The organism is Methylobacterium sp. 391_Methyba4, assembly GCF_029691625.1.
In the GTDB taxonomy this organism is placed as follows: Bacteria; Pseudomonadota; Alphaproteobacteria; order Rhizobiales; family Beijerinckiaceae; genus Methylobacterium; species Methylobacterium fujisawaense.
Genome location: NZ_CP121475.1, coordinates 4,034,120 through 4,051,182 on the forward strand (window position 1 = coordinate 4,034,120; position 17,063 = coordinate 4,051,182).

A 17,063-nucleotide genomic window follows, 5' to 3' on the forward strand; every position below is an offset into this window, starting at 1 on the left:
GCAAGAGACCGTCGATGCTCACGCCGTTCCATCTCGCCTACCACGTCACCGATCTCGACGCGGCCCGCCGCTTCTACGGCGGCGTCCTCGGCTGCCAGGAGGGCCGCAGCACCGAGACCTGGGTCGATTTCGACTTCTTCGGCCATCAGCTCTCGCTGCATCTGGGCGAGCCCTTCACCACCACCCGGAGCGGGAAGGTCGGCAATCACACCGTGATGATGCCGCATCTGGGCGTCGTGCTGCCGCTCGAGGCCTGGGAGGCACTCGCCGGCCGCATCGAGGCGGCCGGCATCGCCTTCGACATCCCGCCGGTCGTCCGCTTCGCCGGGGAGCCCGGCGAGCAGCGCACGATGTTCTTCTTCGACCCGAGCGGCAATCCGATCGAGATCAAGGGCTTCCGGGATCTGGCCGCCGTCTTCGCGCACTGAGGCTCAAGCGCCCTCCCCGTGGCAACGGCCCGTCGCCGGAGCGGCGACGGGCGGCCGGGGCGCACCGCCCGTCAGACGCGGCGGGCGTTCCAGAAGACGAACTGGCCGTCGACCACATCCCGTAGATCGCGCCGGAAGGCCGTCCGGTAGAAATACTGGCCGGTCGGCAGGTACGGCACGTCGCGCATCGCCAGGGTCTGCATCCGGGCCGCGATCGTCTTCCGCGCCGCCTGATCCGGCGCCTCGATCCAGGCCTCGCGCAGGCTTTCCAGCTCGGGCAGGTCCGGCCAGCCGAAGAAGCCCTTGGGGCCTCCGCAGCGCAGGACCTGCTCCACGACCGGGTCGGCCATGTCGAGGCCGGTCCAGGTCGTGTTGAAGATGTTCCAGCCGCCCTGGTCCGGGGGCGCCTTGCTGGCGCGGCGCGTGACCAGCGTGCCCCAGTCGGACACGACGTATTGCACGTTCATCCCGAGCCGCTGGAGCAGGTCGTGCATGATCTCGCCGAGGGCGCCGAGCACGGGGTTCTCGCTCGTCGACATGAGCACGACGCGCTCGCCCTTATAGCCCGCCGCCACGAGGTCGCGCTTCGCCTTGGCGAGATCGCGCGGCCGGGTGAGCACGTCGAGCCCGGCATCAGTGGCCATGGCGGTCCCCGGCGTGAACAGGCCGACATCCTTGCGCCACAACTTGGGATCGTCACCGGCCGCCGCCGCCATGAAGTCCGCCTGCGACAGGGCCTCGAGGACCACGCGACGGACCGCGGGCTTGTCGAAGGGCGGATAGAGGTGGTTCATGACGCCGGTGCCGAGATTTCCGAGCGGCGAGGCGAGCTGCGTGGCGATCTGCGGGCTGGCCTGGAGCGTCGGCACGAGATCGCTGATCGGGTTCTCCCACCAGTCGACCTCGCCGTTCTGGAGGGCAGCGGCCGCGGTTCCGGGATCCGGCATGACCTGCCACTCGACCCGCTCGAAATGGACCCGCTTCGGCCCCGCCACCCAGGACACCGGACCGTCGTCGCGGGGCCGGTAATCCGGGTTGCGGTCGTAGACCACGCGGGCGCCGACCAGCCGCTCCTTGGTGTTGAACCGGAACGGCCCGGAGCCGATCAGCTCGGGTATCTGCTGGGCCGGGTCGGTGGCGGCGAGACGCTCGGGCATGATGACGAGCACCGGTGGACCGAGCTTCGCCAGGGTCTCGAGCATCAGCCCATAGGGGCGCTTCAGGCGAATGACGAAGGTCCGGTCGTCCGGGGCCTCCAGGGCGTCGGTGCGGGCCATCAGGGCCTGCCCGAGGCTGTCGCGCTGCGCCCAGCGCCGGATCGACGCGATGCAGTCACGGCCCCGCACCGGCTCGCCGTCGTGGAACTTCAGTCCTTCGCGCAGCCGGAAAATCCAGCGCCGACCGTCATCCTCGACCGTGTGCCCCTCCACCATCTGCGGCTGCGGCGTGAACTGCGCGTCGAGGCCGTAGAGCTGGTCGAACACCATAAGCGCGTGGTTGCGGGTGACGTAGGCGGTGGTCGTCACCGGATCGACGATGGTCAGGTCGGATTGCGGCACGAAGCGCAGGACGCTCGCCCGGCCGCCCTGGGCCAGGGCCGGGCGGGCCGGCAGGAAGGGGACGGCGGCCGCGGCGGCGGCACCGCCGAGGAAGGTTCGTCGCAGCATGGAGGTCACTCCTGGCTTTCCGGATCAGGCGGGCGGGGACGGTTGCGCCGGGCGGCGCTTCGCGAGGCAGCCTTCTGCGGGCGCGCATGCCGCGGGAACACAACCTGCAAGCGCCGTTCCGCCCGGGCCGGTCACGGGGCGCGGACGGCCTCTTCGGCGCGCCGGCGCAGGGCCGCGCGGTCGATCTTATTGGTCGAGGCGAGGGGCAGCGCCTCGACGAACCAGACCCGGCGCGGGTGCTGGTAGGCCGGCGCGTGGGCGAGCGCGTGCGCCTTGAGGGCGGCCTCATCGACGGTGGCGCCGGGCCGGCGGACCACGAAGGCGACGGGCTTGGTACCCTTGATGGAGTCCTCCACAGGCACCACGCAGGCCTGAAGCACGTCGGGGTGGCGCTCCAGCACCAGCTCGACCTCGCCGGGGAAGATGTTCTCGCCGCCCGAGACGAACATGTCGTCGGTGCGTCCGAGGAAGTAAAAGAACCCGTCGGCGTCGCGGCGGAACACGTCGCCGGTGTCGTAGAATCCGTCCGCGGTGATCGGAACGGGCACGTCCGGCCGGTTGTGGTAGCCGAGCATGATCGCGGGGCTGCGCATCTGCAGAACGCCGGTCGCCGGCCCGTCTGGCCCGACGAGGCGCACCGAGACCTGGGGATGCGGCGCGCCGACCGACGCGACCGGCGTCGGCAGGCCGTCCGGATGGTCGCCGAACACGACCGGGCCGCCCTCGGTGGTCCCGTAGGCGTTGAGGATGCGGGCGTTCGGCAGGAGTGCGCGGATCTGCCGGGCCAGGGCATCGTTGACGGGCGCCGAGCCCATCCGCACCGTCCGCACGCCGGTGAGGTCGGCCTCCGCCAGGAGATCCGGCTCCCGCAGCATCATGGCGATCATCGGCGGCACGGCGGTGAGCCACGTGCAGCGATGGCGATCGATCGCCGCAATGTAGGCCCGCGCCTCGAATTGCGGCAGCAGCACCATCGTGGCGCCAGCCGCGCAGACGAGGAGCGCCAGGGCCAGCGCGTTCATGTGGTAGAGCGGGGCCGCGACGAGCAGCCGGTCGTCGCGCAGGTTCGTCTCCGCGGCGCGGGTCCGCGCCACCCAGAGGTGGCTCGCATGGCTCAGCCGCACGCCCTTCGGCCGGCCCGTGGAGCCGGACGTGTAGAGGAACAGGGCCGCCTCGCCGGGCTCCGGCACGATCGGCACGAAGGGTCCGGGATCGAGCCAGGCCGCAAAACCCTCCGGCCCGTCATCGTCGAACCCGGCGATCCGGATATCGGGGTCGAGCCCCGCCAGCATCGCCCGGCGCGGGCGGTCGCAGAGCACGAGCCGCGCCCCGCAATCGGCGAGCACGGCCGCGATCGTGGCCGGCGGGAACTTGTGATTGACCGGGACCGGGACCACGCCGGCCCGCATCGCGCCGAGCAGCGCCGCGACGGTGTCGGGCCGGTTGGCCGAGAGGATCGCGACCCGCGCGCCGCGGGAGATCCCGCCGCGTACGAGGCCGCGGGCGAAGGCGTCGGCCCTGGCATCGAGGCCGGCGCGGGTCATCACCTCGGGCCCGCCCTCGGGGGCGACGCCGATGATGAGTGGCCGGTCCGGCGGCCCGGACCGGTCAACGAGGTCGCCGAGATTGGTCGCACCCGTGGTCGCGCACGTCATAGGGCCGCCCGGCACGCGAGATGGAGGTCGAAGGCCGGCAGCGTCAGATCGGCCGCGTCCGGCCCGTGCCGGACCCAAGTCGCCTCCGGGAGGACGGCCGAGCGGGCTTCGAGGGCGTCGAGGCCGCGAAAGTGCAGGCCGAGGGCGGCGAAACGGGCGGCCGGCCCCGGCACGATCACGATCCGCGTCTCCCCGACCCGGATGGTGAAGCCGGCGCCCACGGCCTCGGCCGGAGCGCCGATCGCGGCCGCGTAGAGGGAAGCGTCGGCCTCCGGCGCCGGGCTCTCGATCGTCAGCGCGTCGATCCCCGAAAAGCCGTTCGGATGGTCGAGCCATTCGGGGCGCCAGACGAGATCCGGAGTCAGGTGCTCGCAATGGTAGAGGCGACCCGCCGGAAACCGGTGTGCCGGCACCCGCACCGTGCGGAATTGGGCCTGTTCCGTGCGGCCGTCGACGGTCACCGGGCGCGAGAAGGCGACGGGCGGACCGGCCGCGAGCCCCGCTGCCGCCAGCCGCGCATGGGTCGCGTCGGCGTCCTGGCTCGCCACCACGAGCCCATTCAGGCCGAACGGGCTGTCCAGAACGTCCTGCCGCTGCGGCCCCATTTCGGGCACGCCGACAAGCTCCAGGTAGGGGCCTGCCGTCATCATCAGGTGGTTGATCGAGCCCAGCGAGTGGTGGCCGCGGGGTGTCAGTGAGAAGCCGAGGGCGGCGAACAGGTCCGCCGCCTCGTCCATCCGCCGCAGGACGTTGACCACCACATGGTCGAGGGCCCCGTCCGCCGGGGCGGCGGGGGTCGGCCCCGTCATTTCGCCGGCGCCGTCATGTAGACGCCGCGGCCGCTCGCGAGCAGGCGTCCCGCATCGTCGAGGATCTGCGCCTCGGCCACCGAGAGCTGGTTGCCGAACTTCACCACCGTGCCGCGGCAGGTGAGATCGCCCTGCATCGCAGCGCGGTGATAATCGACCCGCAGGTCCACCGTGGGGACGCCCCGGCCGGTCTTGGAGACCAGCGCCCAGTCGGCAGTGAGGTCGACGAGCGTCGCCAGGATGCCGCCGTGGACGTAGCCGCGCTCGGCGTTGACGACCCATTCGGGCCGCCACGTCGCCTTCAGCTCGATCGTGCCCTCGCCGACGGCGACGACGGAGAGGCCGAGCCACTGGTGGAACGCGCCGCGCAGCAGCAGCGCCTCGACCTGCTCCTTGCTGAGGGGGGTGTCGGACATGGCTTCGGGATCTCCTCGGGCGGGGCTGGGGGCGACAACGCGCGGCGGACCGGCCTCAGACGGTGTCAGGGGGTGACGACGATCTTGCCCATGACCTCGCGGTCGCGGATCATCCGTAGGCCCTCGGCGGCCTCTTCCAGGGGCAGGACCTTGTCGATGGTCGGCTTCAGCGTGCCGGCCTGGATCATGTCCATCAGGGCCGACAGGTCGTCGTCGTAGAAGCTGTTCGAGCCGATCACCTTGAGCTCGAAGCTCCAGATGTAGCGGAGATCCTCCTTGGGATCGTGTCCCGCGGTCGCCCCGCAGACGAGCAGCGTGCCGCCGCGCTTCAAGCACTTGAGCGAGGGCACCCAGGTGTCGCCGCCGGTGAAGTTGATCACCACGTCGACCCCGCCCTCGTAGGTCCGGCGCTGCGGCTTGCCGTACTGCTGGATCGCCCACTTGGAGAAGTCGGTCTCGCGGTAGTTGACGACGTGGTCGGCGCCGAGCGCCGTCAGCGCCGCCATCTTCTCCGCGCTGCCCGCGCAGGCGATCACCTCGGCGCCGAGCTGCTTGGCCAGCATCACGCAGCCGGTGCCGACGCCGCCGCTGGCGCCCAGGATCAGGACCTTGTCGCCGGCCTTCACGGTGTTGTGGGTGATCAGCATGCGGTGGGCCGTTCCGTAGGCCACCGGCAGGGAGGCGGCGTCCGCGTAGCTCACGTCCGGCGGCATCGCGATCAGCTGGCCCGTCGAGACCCGGCAATACTCGGCCATGCCGCCGTCGAGCATCTCGCCCATAAGGCCCTTGGCCTTGTTGAGTGGGTTGACCAGCACCCGGTCGCCGACGCGCCACTCCGCGACGCCCTCGCCGAGCTCGACGATCTGTCCGGCCATGTCGAGGCCGATCACCACCGGCATCGGTACCTTGATGCCGGGCATGCCCTTCACGGTGAATACGTCGTGGTAGTTGAATGAGGACGCGCCGACGCGGATCAGAACCTCGCCCGGGCCGGGGGACGGCTTCGGATAGTCGTTCACCACCTTCAGCGTGTCGATGTCGCCGTGCGCCTCCAGCACGAGCGCCTTCATCGTCTCAGCCATCGGGAAAACCCTCTTCTGCAGGTCGGAAAGGCTACGGGATCGTCTTCGACCGCTCGTAGGGGCCGGGAACCAGGGCGGTATCCGGCAGGCTGCCCTGGACGGCGCCGACCGCCTTGAACACGTCGAATTCGCGCTTCAGCGAGGCGATGTCGGCAGGCTCCAGGCTGACCGTGTAGATGCCGTCCCAGAGACCCGCGTAGGCGGCGGCGTCGGCATCGCTCAGGTTCGCGGCGGCCTTCAGGATCTTGGCCACCCCGGGCTTGTCGGCCTGGCCGAACGCGTAGGCCTTGCGCATCGCGGCCACGACCTTGGCGGGCGCGTCCGGATTCTGGGTCATCCAGGCGTTGCGCATCAGGCCGACGCCGAGGACCGGCGGCGCGTCCTGCTGGGTGAGGCGCTTCCACTCCTCCCGGAAGGTGCCCAGACGGCGCAGCTTGACGTCCGGCAGGAGCGCGAGGGTCACGGTGCGCAGGGCCGCCGCGTCGATGTCCTTCTGGACGAGGAATTGCGCCAGCCGGGAATCGTTGCCGGGCACAGCCTGGTAATCGGCGGGCTTCAGGCCGTGATTGGTCTCCAGGATCGCCGCCGCGATGGCGGCGGTGCCGCTGCCCGCGGGCGAGGTGCCGATCTTCTTGGCCCTAAGGTCGGCCATCGTCTTGATCGGCGAGTCCTCAAGGACGACGAAGTCGAGGTCGGCCACCTGCGTCGCCAGGACGATGCTCATCGGCAGGCCGTCGGCGGTCACGCTCAGCGCCGTTCCCGCGCTCGCCGCGATCGCGAAATCGATCGCCCCGGCGGCCATGGCCTTGGTGGGCGCGTTCACGTCCGGAAACTTGACGTATTCGGCCGTCAGCCCCTCCTTCTCCATGAACTTGCCGGCCTCCAGCACGGCGCCGAAGCCGAGGCTGATGCCGGAGCTCCAGTAGCCGATGCGCACCGTCTCGGCGCGCGCGAGGGCGGGCAGGCCGACCGCGCAGAGCGCGGCGACGGCGAGGACGCGGATCCGTTTCAAGGCGTTCTCCAGGGGGTGCAAAGAGAGGACGTGCGACGGGCGTTTCCCCGCGTGGCTTCGGCCGTCACGGCTGCGCCACCTTCTTCCAGGCGAACAGGCGCTGCTCGGCCGGCTTCAGGACGAGCGTCTCGAGTCCGATCATCAGGGCGACCAGGGTGAGGGTCCAGGCGAAGACCTGATCGGTTTGGACGAGGTCCGCCGCCTGCCGCAGGCGGTAGCCGATGCCGCTGCTCGCCCCCAGCGACTCCGCCACGAGCACGACCCGCGCCCCGAAGCCGATGGCGAGACGCGCGCCCGAGAAGAAGGCGGGCAGGATCGTCGGCAGGTAGATCTTGGTCAGCACCTTGTGGCGCGGCATGCGGAAGGTGCGGGCGAGTTCGAGATGCTCGGCGCTGACCGTGCGCGTGCCCTGCCAGACGTTGGTCAGGATCAACGGCATCGCGGTCATGAACACCACGAAGATCGTGGTCCAGTTCGACAGACCGAACCAGATCAGCGCGAAGATCGCCCAGATCGCCGACGAGACGGTGTTGGTCACCGTCAGCACCGGCTCGAAGAACCGGCCTAGGCGAGGGCTCGCGCCGAGCAGCAGGCCGAGCGGCAGCCCCACCAGGGCCGCGAAGGCGAGGCCCGCGCCGATCCGGCCCAGCGTGATGCCGAGATCGGCGGCGAAACTCGGCGTGGCGACGAGGCCGAGCCAGGCGTGCCAGACCCGCGCGGGGCTCGGCAGGACGAAGCTCGGCGCGTGCAGCGATCCGAGCTGCCACGCGGCCAGCGCCAGGGCGAGGAGGGCGAGCCTCTGGAGGAGCACGCCCGCCCGGCGTCCGGCGCCGGACGTCCGTGTCTGCCGGATCAGGCGCGGCGGGGTCTTCACGAGCATCGCGCGCTCGCGGCGGAGAGGCTGATGCGCAGGCGCCGGACCTCCTCGGCGACCTCCGCCGAGAGGGGGTCGCGGGGATACGGCAGGTCGATCGCCCGGACCGCACCGATCCGGCCCGGACGCGGGTGCAGAACGACCACCTGGCTCGCCAACACCACCGCCTCCTCGACGTCGTGCGTGACGAAGACCAGGGTCATCGCCCGCAGGTCGGCGATGCGCAGCAGCTCCGCGTGCATCTGCGCGCGGATCTCGGGATCGAGCTTCGAGAACGGCTCGTCGAGGAGCAGGATCCGGGGCTCGGTGACGAGGCTGCGCGCGAGCGCCACGCGGCTGCGCATGCCCCCCGACAATTCGTGCGGGTAGGCGTCGCGGAAGGCCTCGAGCCCGACGAGCCGCAGGGTCTCGTCGACCCGCCGCGCCCGCTCCGCCTGGCCCATGCGTCCGGCCTCGAGCCCGAAGGCGACATTCTGGGCGGCCGTGCGCCAGGGCAGCAGCCGGTCCTCCTGGAACATGTAGGTCATCGCCCGCCAGTCGCGGAAGGCGTGCGACGGGATGCCGTTCAGGAGGACGGCACCCTGATCGGGCTCGACCAGCCCGGCGATCATGTTCAGGAGGGTGCTCTTGCCGCAGCCCGACGCGCCCAGGATCGCGACGATCGCGTGCTGCGGGATCGCGATGTCGATGGCGTCCAGGACGTGGAGCGGCCCGCCCTCGCGCCGGTCGAACCACTTGCTGACGTGGTCGAGTTCGACGGCGTTCACGGCTCGCCCCCCTCGGCCCGGGACGTCCGCACCGGCGCCACCACCGCGGTGTCGCGCAGGCTGGCGATGACCTTCTCCAGGGTCATGTCGCGGAACGTCTCGACGTGGCGGCGCGCCACCAGGGCGGCGCTGTCGGCATCCCCCGCCACGAGATGCTCGATCATCGCGGTGTGGTCGTTCTCGATGTTCGGCCTGACCCCCTGCACGCCGAAGCCGAGGGCGACGAGGCGGGTCATCTCATCGAGGAGGCCCGACAGGGTCCGATACAGGCGTCCGTTCCCGGCCGCGGCGGCGATCGCGAGGTGGAAGCCCCGGTTGGCCTCCAGGAAGAAGTCGATCTGGTTGCCCATCTCCACCGTGATCTTGCGGCGGCAGGCCTGCTCGAGGCGCTCCAGATGCGCCCGGTTCACGCGGCCGGCGGCGCCCCGGGCCGCGAGGGGCTCGAGCTCCATCCGGAGGGCGAAGACCTCGTCGACATCCTTCACGGTCACCGGGCTGACCCGGTAGCCGTGCCGCGGCATCGAGCTGACGAAGCCTTCCTGGGCCAGGCGCTGCAGCGCGATCCGGCAGCTCGCCTTCCCGATCTCGAACCGCTCCATCACCTCGGCCTCGGTGAAGCGCGTGCCGGGCAGGAGGCGGCAGGCGACGATCTCGCGCCGCATCAGGTCGTAGGCCTGATTGCCCTTGCGCGTGACGTCGGGGACGGCGAGCACCGTCCCCATCGAGCGAGCCGGCCGGGACCTGTCATCGCGCGTCGTCATGGCCCCTCGCTGTTCGGGCATTGAGGATCCCACAGCATGCTGTGAGCAGCTCACCGCACGCAGGACATGTGCCAACCAAGCGTCCGCCCGGCCGCGCCCATTGGGCATTGTTGAGCAGAACGATTGTCGGATGCCGGCATTCGCCACGGGCTGGGAAGCTCAGATGCGCCGGGTGATCAGCTCAGCACGCCCTGTGGGCATGTCATGCCGTATTTATGCGCAACCGGCGCGCGCTCTGTAAATGAAATACCCGTCCAATTTTCACGAAGGTATTGGGATAAGGAACCTTTCGAAACTCTTCGACGCAGAACAATCTGTGTCTTCTTTAGGCAGGCGCCGCGCCCTACACGATGTCGGGCTGGCCGCGCCGGTGCTCGTGCCCCGCGATGACGCGGCGCAGGAGCCGGGTCAGGGTGTCCTGCTCCGCCGGGGTAAGGGCCTCGACGGTCAGGGCGTGCGCGGCCCGCGCCGCCGGCTCCATCGCGCTGTGGAGCGCGGCCCCCGCTTCGGTCAGCCGACAGACCTGCGCGCGGCGGTCGAGGGGCGAGGTCGAGCGGCTCACCAGGCCGCGCGCCGCGAGGCGTTTCAGGGCGCCGGTCGTCGTCGTCCGGTCGAGGGCGACCGCGCTCGCGAGGGTCGTCTGATCGGCCTCCTCCAGGTCCCGCAGCAGCGACAGCAGGCTGTACTGCAGCGGAGTGACGCGAAACGCGGCACAGCTTTCCGCGAAAAGGCTGACGTGGATCTGGTGCATGCGGCGGGCGAGGAAGCCCGGGCGCTCGCCCAGGGGCCAGTGCCGCGTGTCCGCCGCCCCGTTCGCCTTTGCCGACCCCGCCGCGAATCCGGCGTCCAGGCCCTCATCCATCGTCCGACTCCGCAGAACGGTTCCAGTCTTGGCACGCCGCGTGCTTTGCCGAAATACGAAGCATGCTTCGCTTTTGGCAAGGGCGAGGCCGGCGCGCGCCGGCCGGGACCACGAGGTCGACATGGACAATCGCCGCTACGATCTGGTTCTGCGGGGCGGGCGGGTCATCTGCCCGGCCTCCGGCATCGACGGCATCCGCGACGTCGCGGTGCAGGACGGGCGCATCGCCGCCGTGGCGGAGACGATCCTGCCCTCGGCCGCCGCCGAGGTCATCGACGTCACGGGCAAGCTCGTCCTGCCCGGCATGATCGACACCCACGCCCACGTCTACCAGTACGTCACCGGCCGGTTCGGCCTGAACCCCGACATGGTCGGCGTGCGCTCGGGCGTCACGACGGTGGTGGACCAGGGCGGCCCGTCCTGCATGACCCTGCCGGGCTTCCGCCACTTCATCGCCGAGCGGTCGCAGACGCAGGTGCTCGCCTTCCTGTCGGCCTACCTCGTCGGTGGCCTGGAGGGGCATTTCTACCCGAACCTCTACAGCCCGGACGGCGTCGACATCGACGCGACGGTGAAGTCGGCCACCGAGAACCGCGACCTCGTGCGCGGCATCAAAGGCCATGCCGAGATCGGTGGCTTCGCCCGCTGGGGCATCAAGGTGATGGAGATGGCCGCCGAGATCAGCCGGCGCGCCGACCTGCCGCTCTACGTGCATTTCGGCCAGCTCTGGGGCCTGCCGGAATCCGGCGCCAACGGCGAGGATGCCGACACCATCGTCGAGCGGGTGATCCCCCTGCTGCGGCCCGGCGACGTGCTGGCCCATCCCTTCACCCGCCACCCGGGCGGCTTCATTAACGAGCAGGGCGAGGTCCACCACATCATCCGCCGAGCCATGGAGGCCGGGCTGAAGGTCGATGTCGGCCACGGCAGCCACTTCTCCTACCGCGTCGCCCGCGCCTCGCTGCCGGCGGGCGTGATCCCCTACACGCTGGGCGCCGACATGCACGGCTACAACACCGAGGTCCCCGAGGTGAAGAAGCCCGCCGGCACCCCGGACGAGCACCACGACGACGAGAACCATCCCTTCCTCGGGCAGGCCCGCTTCAGCCTGACCCAGGCGATGAGCTCGATGATGGCGCTCGGCATCCCGCTGGAGGACGTGGTGCCGATGGTGACGTCGCATCCGGCCGAGATGCTGCGCATGGGCGACCGGATCGGCGCCCTCAAGGTCGGATACGCGGCCGACGTCTCGGTGCTGCACGACGATCGCGGCCGCTTCCTGCTGCGCGACAACGAGGACACGCGGGTGATCGCCGACCGCCTGCTGCGCCCGGCCTTCTGCCTGCGCGCGGGGAAGCGATTCGAGGCCGACTCGCCGATCCTGCCCCAGGCGATCGCGGCCTGAGGCGGCGCCGATGCCCGCCTTCGTCCTCGACGACCCGACACCGCCGGATCCGCGCCACCGCTGGGACAGCCTGGACGCGGCGGCCCGGGGCGCCTGCTACGACAACAACGCGGGCGTGCCCGACAGCGCCGCGCAGGTCGCCGCCCGCAACGCGGCCTCCGCGACCTACCGGGCCGCGCATCCGGACGGGCTCGACATCCCCTACGCCGCCGGAGCGCGCAGGGGCTTCGACCTCTACCCGGCGACGGAGACGGGGGCGCCCTGCCTCGTCTTCGTCCACGGCGGCTACTGGCAGCGCAACGCCCGGGCCGATTTCGCCTGCTTCGCTGAGGGCCTGAACGCGGCCGGCTGGTCCGTGGCGATGCCGGGCTACACGCTGGCACCCGAGGCGAGCCTCACCGGCATCGTCGCCGAGATCGGTGCCGCCCTCGACTGGCTCGCCGTGCACGGACCGGCGCGCGGGATCGGCGGCCCGACGATCCTTGCCGGCTGGTCCGCGGGGGCGCACCTCGCCGCTCTCCACCTCGGACATCCCGCCGTGTCCGCGGTCCTGGCGATCTCCGGCGTCTACGACCTCGCGCCGATCCGCGAGACCTACCTGAACGAGAAGCTCGGGCTGACCGAGGTCGAGATCGAGACGCTGTCGCCCCTGCGGCTGGCGGTCACGCCGAAGCCCATGACGATCGCCTACGGCAGCCGGGAGTTGCCCGCCCTCGTCCACGACGCACGCAACCTCCACGCCCTGCGCAGCGCCGCCCACGCGCCGGGCGCCCTGCTGCCTGTGCCGGGCGCCGACCACTTCTCGATCCTCGACGGATTCCGCCGGCCCGACGGCCTCCTGGTCCGGGCCGCGCAGGACCTTCTCGGAGGCGCCCGATGAGCCGCGAGGGCGTCGGGGCCTCCCTGCCCCGCAAGGAGGACGACCGCCTGATGCGCGGGCGCGGCCAGTATGTCGGCGACCTCCGGTTGCCGGGCCTGCAGGACGTCGCCTTCGTGCGCAGTCCGATGGCGCATGCCCGGATCCGCGCCATCCACGTGCCGGAAGCCTGCCGCGACCGCGTCTTCACCGCCGCGGACCTCGACGGGGTGCTGCCGATCCGGGCCGTCTCAGGGCTGCCCGGCTTCAAGGTCTCTGAGCAGCCGGTGCTCGCCACCGGCAAGGTCCGGCAGGTGGGCGAGTTGGTGGCGATGTGCGTCGCCCCGACCCGCGCGGAGGCCGAGGACATCGCCGCCTCCGTGGTGCTCGACCTGGAGGAATTGCCTGCAATCCACGACATGCTGGCCGCGCGCGAGCCGGGCTCCGCCCTCGTCCACGAGCACTGGGGCGACAACGTCTTCCTGGAGACCCTGGTCGACGTCGGCATCGAGAGTGCCCTCGACGCGCCGATCCGGGTCAGCCGCACCATCTCGACGGGGCGGCAATGCATGGCGCCGATCGAGGGCCGCGGCACCGTCGTGCAGCTCGATCACCGCCTCGACCAGCTCGTCGTCCACACCGCGAGCCAGATGCCGCACATCGTGCGCAACGGCCTCTCGGAGTGCCTCGGGATCGAGCAGGGCCGCATTCGCATCGTCTCGCCGGATGTCGGCGGCGGTTTCGGCTACAAGGCCATCCTGCTTGCCGAGGACGTGGCGCTGGCGTGGCTCGCGCTCCGCTGCGGCCACCCGGTCCGCTGGCTGGAGGACCGCCGCGAGCACCTGACCGCCAACGCCAATTGCCGTGAGCACCATTACCGCATCACCGCCTACGCGGAGCGGGACGGGACCCTGCGCGGCATCGACTGCGAGGCCACCGTCGATTCCGGCGCCTACTCGGCCTACCCGTTCTCGGCATGCCTGGAGGCCGCGCAGGTCGCCAGCATCCTGCCAGGGCCCTACGACTTTCCGGCCTATCGCTGCCGCACGTGGTCGGTGGCGACCAACAAGTGCCCGATCCTGCCGTACCGGGGGGTGGCGCGCACCGGCGTCTGCTTCGCCCTGGAGCTCGTCCTCGACGCCGTCGCCCGCGCGGCCGGGATCCCGCCCGAGGCGGTGCGCGAGAAGAACCTCGTGCGGCCCGAGCAGATGCCGTTCGACAACATCACGAAGAAGCACTTCGACAGCGGCGACTACCCGGAGGCCCTGGCCCGGGCGCTGATGGCCGTCGACGTGGAGGCGGTCCGCGCCCGCCAACGTCAGGGCGAGCCGGACGGGCGCCGGATCGGCCTCGGCCTCGCGATCTACTGCGAGCAGGCGGCGCACGGCACCTCGGTCTATTCCGGCTGGGGGATCCCGATGGTGCCCGGCCACGAGCAGGCCAGCGCCCGCCTGACCCCGGACGGCGGCCTGGAGCTGCGGATCGGCGCCCATTCCCACGGCCAGGGTCTGGAGACGACCCTCGCCCAGGTCGCCCACGAGATCCTGGGCGTGCCGGTGGCGCGTACCCGCCTCGTCCACGGCGACACGGCGATGACACCCTACTCCACCGGCTCCTGGGGCTCGCGCGTGATGGTGATGGCCGGCGGCGCGGTCGCGGCGGCCTGCGAGGAACTGCGCGCCCGCGCCGTGCGGATCGGCGCCCACCTGCTCCAGGCGCGGCCCGAGGCGTGCCGCTTCGAAGGCGGCCACGTCGTCAGCCCCACGGGCGACGTCCCGCTCAAGGCCATCGCCCGCACCTGGTACCGGCGCCCGCAGGATCTCGCGCCCGACACCGATCCCGGCGGCCTCGAAGTCACCGCCGGCTACAAGCCGGTGCGCGATTCCGGCACCTTCTCGTACGCGGCGCACGCGGCCGTGGTGGCGGTCGATCCCGATCTCGGAGCGGTGGAGATCCTCGACTACGTCATCGTCGAGGACGGCGGCACGCTGGTGAATCCCCTCGTGGTCGACGGCCAGATCTACGGCGGCCTCGCCCAGGGGATCGGCACGGCACTGTTCGAGGAGGTGCGCTTCGACGGGCGCGGCCAGCCGCTCGCCTCGACCTTCGCCGACTACCTCCTGCCCGGCGCCGCCGACGTGCCGTTGGCGCGCATCGACCACATGGAGACGCCCTCGCCCTACACGCGCTTCGGCCAGAAGGGCATCGGCGAGGGCGGCGCCATCGCGCCCCCGGCGGCGCTGGCCAACGCCGTCAACGACGCGCTGGCGCCGCTGGGCGTCGAGATGCTGCATTCCCCCGTCACCCCCCGACGCATCGTGGAGGCCGTGCTCGCCGCCCGCGCGCCCGCCGACACCGCGCGGGAGGCCGCATGAAGCCCGCACCCTTCGCCTGGGAGCGGCCGGGCAGCCTCGCCGCGCTCTTGGACCGCCTCGCACAGGCCACCTGCAACGTGAAGCTGATCGCGGGAGGGCAGTCCCTCGGGCCGATGCTAAACCTGCGCCTCGTCGAGCCGGATCTCATCCTCGACATCACCGGCATCCCCGAGCTCCGGGAAGCCCGGGTCGAGGGCGACACGCTCGTCCTCGGGGCCTGCGTGACCCATGCCGACATCGAGGACGGGCGCGTTGCCGACGTCACCGGCGGCGCCCTGCAGCGGGTGGCGTCGGCGATCGCCTACCGGCCGGTGCGCAACCGCGGCACGGTCGGCGGCAGCCTCGTCCACGCCGATCCGGCCGCCGATTGGGTCAGCGCCCTGACGGCCCTCGGTGCCGAGGTCGAGATCGCGGGCCGGAACGGCCGCCGCACCCTGCCGGTGGAGCGCTTCGTCACCGGCGCCCTCGAAGTGGCGCTCGGCGCGGGCGAGATCCTCGTCGCCGTGCGCGTGCCGGCGCTGCCGGCGGGCGCCGCCTGGGGCTACTTCAAGCACTGTGCGAAGATCGGCGAGTTCGCCCATGCCATCGGAGCCGTGCGCCTCGAACCGGGCGCGGGCCGGGGCCGGGCCGTGATCGGCGCGGTCGAGGGGCCGCCCGTGCTCCTGGCCGATGCTCGCCCGCTCTTCGGCGGCCGCATCGGCGCCGACTTCGCCGCGCGCTTCGATCCCCGGGTCGCGGATCAGGCCCTGCGGGAGGCCGGCATGGCCGACGCGGTCGAGCGGCACATCCACGTCACCGTCCTCGCCCGCGCGGTGGCGGCGGCCGGGCCCGTTCCCCACGCCAAGCCCCTTCCGGAGGCCGCATGAGCGCCGCGCTGGCCGAACCCGGGGCGTCCCGCATGGCCCTCGCGCTGACGGTGAACGGCCGCGCCGTCCGGGTCGCGGCCGAGCCACGCAGCCATCTCGGCGACGTGCTGCGCGACGGGCTCGACCTCACCGGCACGCATCTGGGCTGCGAGCACGGCATCTGCGGCGCCTGCACGGTGCTGCTCGACGGCGAGCCCGCCCGCGCCTGCCTGACCTTCGCGGGCGCCTGCGCGGGCGCCGCCGTCACCACGATCGAGGGCCTCGACACGGACGCGATCGCGGGCGAGCTGCGGGCCGCCTTCAACCGCGAGCATGCGCTCCAGTGTGGCTACTGCACGCCCGGGATGCTTGTGGCCGCCCGCGATCTGGTCCTGCGGCTGCCCGAGGCCGACGAGCGGCGGATCCGCGTCGGCCTGTCGGGCAATCTCTGCCGCTGCACCGGCTATGCCGGCATCGTCCGGGCCGTGATGGCGGTGATCGCGGACCGGCGCGGGCGCGGAATCCTCCCGGAGACCGGTGCGGCGCGCGCCCTCGGCCCGGTCGGCGCGCGGGTCGGCAAGGCGATGGTCAAGCCCCTGACTCCGCCGGCCAAGCCCCTCGCCCCGGTCGCGCCCGCCGCGGTGGCGGATCTGTCCGACACCTTTGAGCCGGCTCACAGCTTCACGCAGGCGGTCGACCTCGCGCATCCGCCGGAGGCCGTCTTCGCGCTGCTGGGCGATATCGACGCGGTCGCCGCCTGCCTGCCCGGCGCGGTCCTGACGGCGCGGCCCGCGCCCGACGCCGTGGAGGGCGGCCTGCAGGCGCGGATCGGACCGATCGCCGTGACGTTCCGCGGTCGCGCCCGCCTCACGCGGCAGGAGGCGGCGCGGACCGGCTCGGTCCACGGCGCCGGAACCGACTCCGGCGGCCGCTCGGTCACCGAGGGCCGGATCCGCTACCGGGTCGAGGCTGGACCGGCGCCGGGCACCGCCCGGGTCGCACTCGACGTCGGCTACACCCTGACCGGGCCACTCGCCCAGTTCGGCCGCCCCGGCCTCGTGCGCGACCTCGCCGGCCGCATCGCGGCGGAGTTCGCCCGCAATCTCGATGCCCGGCTCTCGGGCGTCGCGGCCCCGGCCCCCGCCGGCCTCAAGCCGCTCCGCCTGCTCCTCGGCCTCGCCCGCGCGCGCCTCGCGGCGTGGTTCGGCCGCGCCTGATCCCACCCCGCCTCAACGCACCGGAGACACGC

The 17,063-nt window shown here is 71.9% G+C and carries 16 protein-coding genes; 6 read left to right on the forward strand and 10 right to left on the reverse strand.

Annotation, left to right across the window (positions count from 1 at the left end; all coding sequences use genetic code 11):
* Positions 1-14: 14 nt before the first annotated feature.
* Complete coding sequence (locus P9K36_RS19000) at positions 15-428, forward strand: VOC family protein (RefSeq protein ID WP_043357614.1); 414 nt, start codon at positions 15-17, stop codon at positions 426-428.
* A gap of 71 nt (positions 429-499) precedes the next feature.
* On the opposite strand, the gene P9K36_RS19005 is transcribed toward P9K36_RS19000, so the two are convergent.
* From P9K36_RS19005 to P9K36_RS19050, 10 genes are all read right to left on the reverse strand, one after another.
* Positions 500-2,095, reverse strand: a complete 1,596-nt coding sequence (locus tag P9K36_RS19005) for an ABC transporter substrate-binding protein (protein ID WP_278305746.1) — start codon at positions 2,093-2,095, stop codon at positions 500-502.
* A 131-nt stretch (positions 2,096-2,226) separates the two neighbouring features.
* On the reverse strand, positions 2,227-3,750 hold the full coding sequence (locus P9K36_RS19010; protein WP_278305747.1) for a class I adenylate-forming enzyme family protein: 1,524 nt from the start codon (positions 3,748-3,750) through the stop codon (positions 2,227-2,229).
* Complete coding sequence (locus P9K36_RS19015) at positions 3,747-4,559, reverse strand: VOC family protein (RefSeq protein WP_278305748.1); 813 nt, start codon at positions 4,557-4,559, stop codon at positions 3,747-3,749. Before P9K36_RS19015 ends, P9K36_RS19010 begins: the two co-directional genes overlap by 4 nt.
* Complete coding sequence (locus tag P9K36_RS19020) at positions 4,556-4,975, reverse strand: PaaI family thioesterase (protein WP_278305749.1); 420 nt, start codon at positions 4,973-4,975, stop codon at positions 4,556-4,558. Before P9K36_RS19020 ends, P9K36_RS19015 begins: the two co-directional genes overlap by 4 nt.
* A gap of 65 nt (positions 4,976-5,040) precedes the next feature.
* Entirely contained in the window at positions 5,041-6,057 is a 1,017-nt protein-coding gene (locus P9K36_RS19025; protein ID WP_053610076.1) for a zinc-binding dehydrogenase, read from the reverse strand.
* 31 nt (positions 6,058-6,088) lie between these two features.
* Positions 6,089-7,069 carry an ABC transporter substrate-binding protein gene (locus P9K36_RS19030; protein ID WP_043354698.1) on the reverse strand — a complete coding sequence of 327 codons (981 nt, stop codon included), beginning with the start codon at positions 7,067-7,069 and terminating at the stop codon, positions 6,089-6,091.
* A 64-nt stretch (positions 7,070-7,133) separates the two neighbouring features.
* Positions 7,134-7,949 (reverse strand): ABC transporter permease, encoded by an 816-nt coding sequence (locus P9K36_RS19035; protein ID WP_053610078.1) that lies wholly within the window; start codon positions 7,947-7,949, stop codon positions 7,134-7,136.
* Positions 7,940-8,710, reverse strand: a complete 771-nt coding sequence (locus tag P9K36_RS19040) for an ABC transporter ATP-binding protein (RefSeq protein WP_278305750.1) — start codon at positions 8,708-8,710, stop codon at positions 7,940-7,942. The genes P9K36_RS19035 and P9K36_RS19040 overlap by 10 nt, the downstream gene beginning before the upstream one ends.
* Positions 8,707-9,471, reverse strand: coding sequence for a GntR family transcriptional regulator (locus P9K36_RS19045; RefSeq protein ID WP_278305751.1), 765 nt, complete (start codon positions 9,469-9,471; stop codon positions 8,707-8,709). The genes P9K36_RS19040 and P9K36_RS19045 overlap by 4 nt, the downstream gene beginning before the upstream one ends.
* A gap of 343 nt (positions 9,472-9,814) precedes the next feature.
* A complete protein-coding gene (locus tag P9K36_RS19050; protein WP_053610081.1) occupies positions 9,815-10,333 on the reverse strand; it encodes a MarR family transcriptional regulator in 519 nt (172 codons plus the stop codon).
* A gap of 121 nt (positions 10,334-10,454) precedes the next feature.
* On the opposite strand from P9K36_RS19050, the gene P9K36_RS19055 reads away from it, so the two are divergent.
* From P9K36_RS19055 to P9K36_RS19075, 5 genes are read left to right on the forward strand one after another with little or no spacing between them, the layout of a single operon-like run.
* Positions 10,455-11,738, forward strand: a complete 1,284-nt coding sequence (locus tag P9K36_RS19055; RefSeq protein WP_278305752.1) for an amidohydrolase/deacetylase family metallohydrolase — start codon at positions 10,455-10,457, stop codon at positions 11,736-11,738.
* A 10-nt stretch (positions 11,739-11,748) separates the two neighbouring features.
* Positions 11,749-12,618: an alpha/beta hydrolase gene (locus tag P9K36_RS19060; RefSeq protein WP_278305753.1), complete on the forward strand. Its 870-nt coding sequence runs from the start codon at positions 11,749-11,751 to the stop codon at positions 12,616-12,618.
* On the forward strand, positions 12,615-14,969 hold the full coding sequence (locus tag P9K36_RS19065; RefSeq protein ID WP_278305754.1) for a xanthine dehydrogenase family protein molybdopterin-binding subunit: 2,355 nt from the start codon (positions 12,615-12,617) through the stop codon (positions 14,967-14,969). The genes P9K36_RS19060 and P9K36_RS19065 overlap by 4 nt, the downstream gene beginning before the upstream one ends.
* Entirely contained in the window at positions 14,966-15,835 is an 870-nt protein-coding gene (locus P9K36_RS19070; protein WP_278305755.1) for an FAD binding domain-containing protein, read from the forward strand. Before P9K36_RS19065 ends, P9K36_RS19070 begins: the two co-directional genes overlap by 4 nt.
* Positions 15,832-17,031 carry a 2Fe-2S iron-sulfur cluster-binding protein gene (locus P9K36_RS19075; RefSeq protein ID WP_278305756.1) on the forward strand — a complete coding sequence of 400 codons (1,200 nt, stop codon included), beginning with the start codon at positions 15,832-15,834 and terminating at the stop codon, positions 17,029-17,031. The genes P9K36_RS19070 and P9K36_RS19075 overlap by 4 nt, the downstream gene beginning before the upstream one ends.
* Positions 17,032-17,063 lie beyond the last annotated feature (32 nt).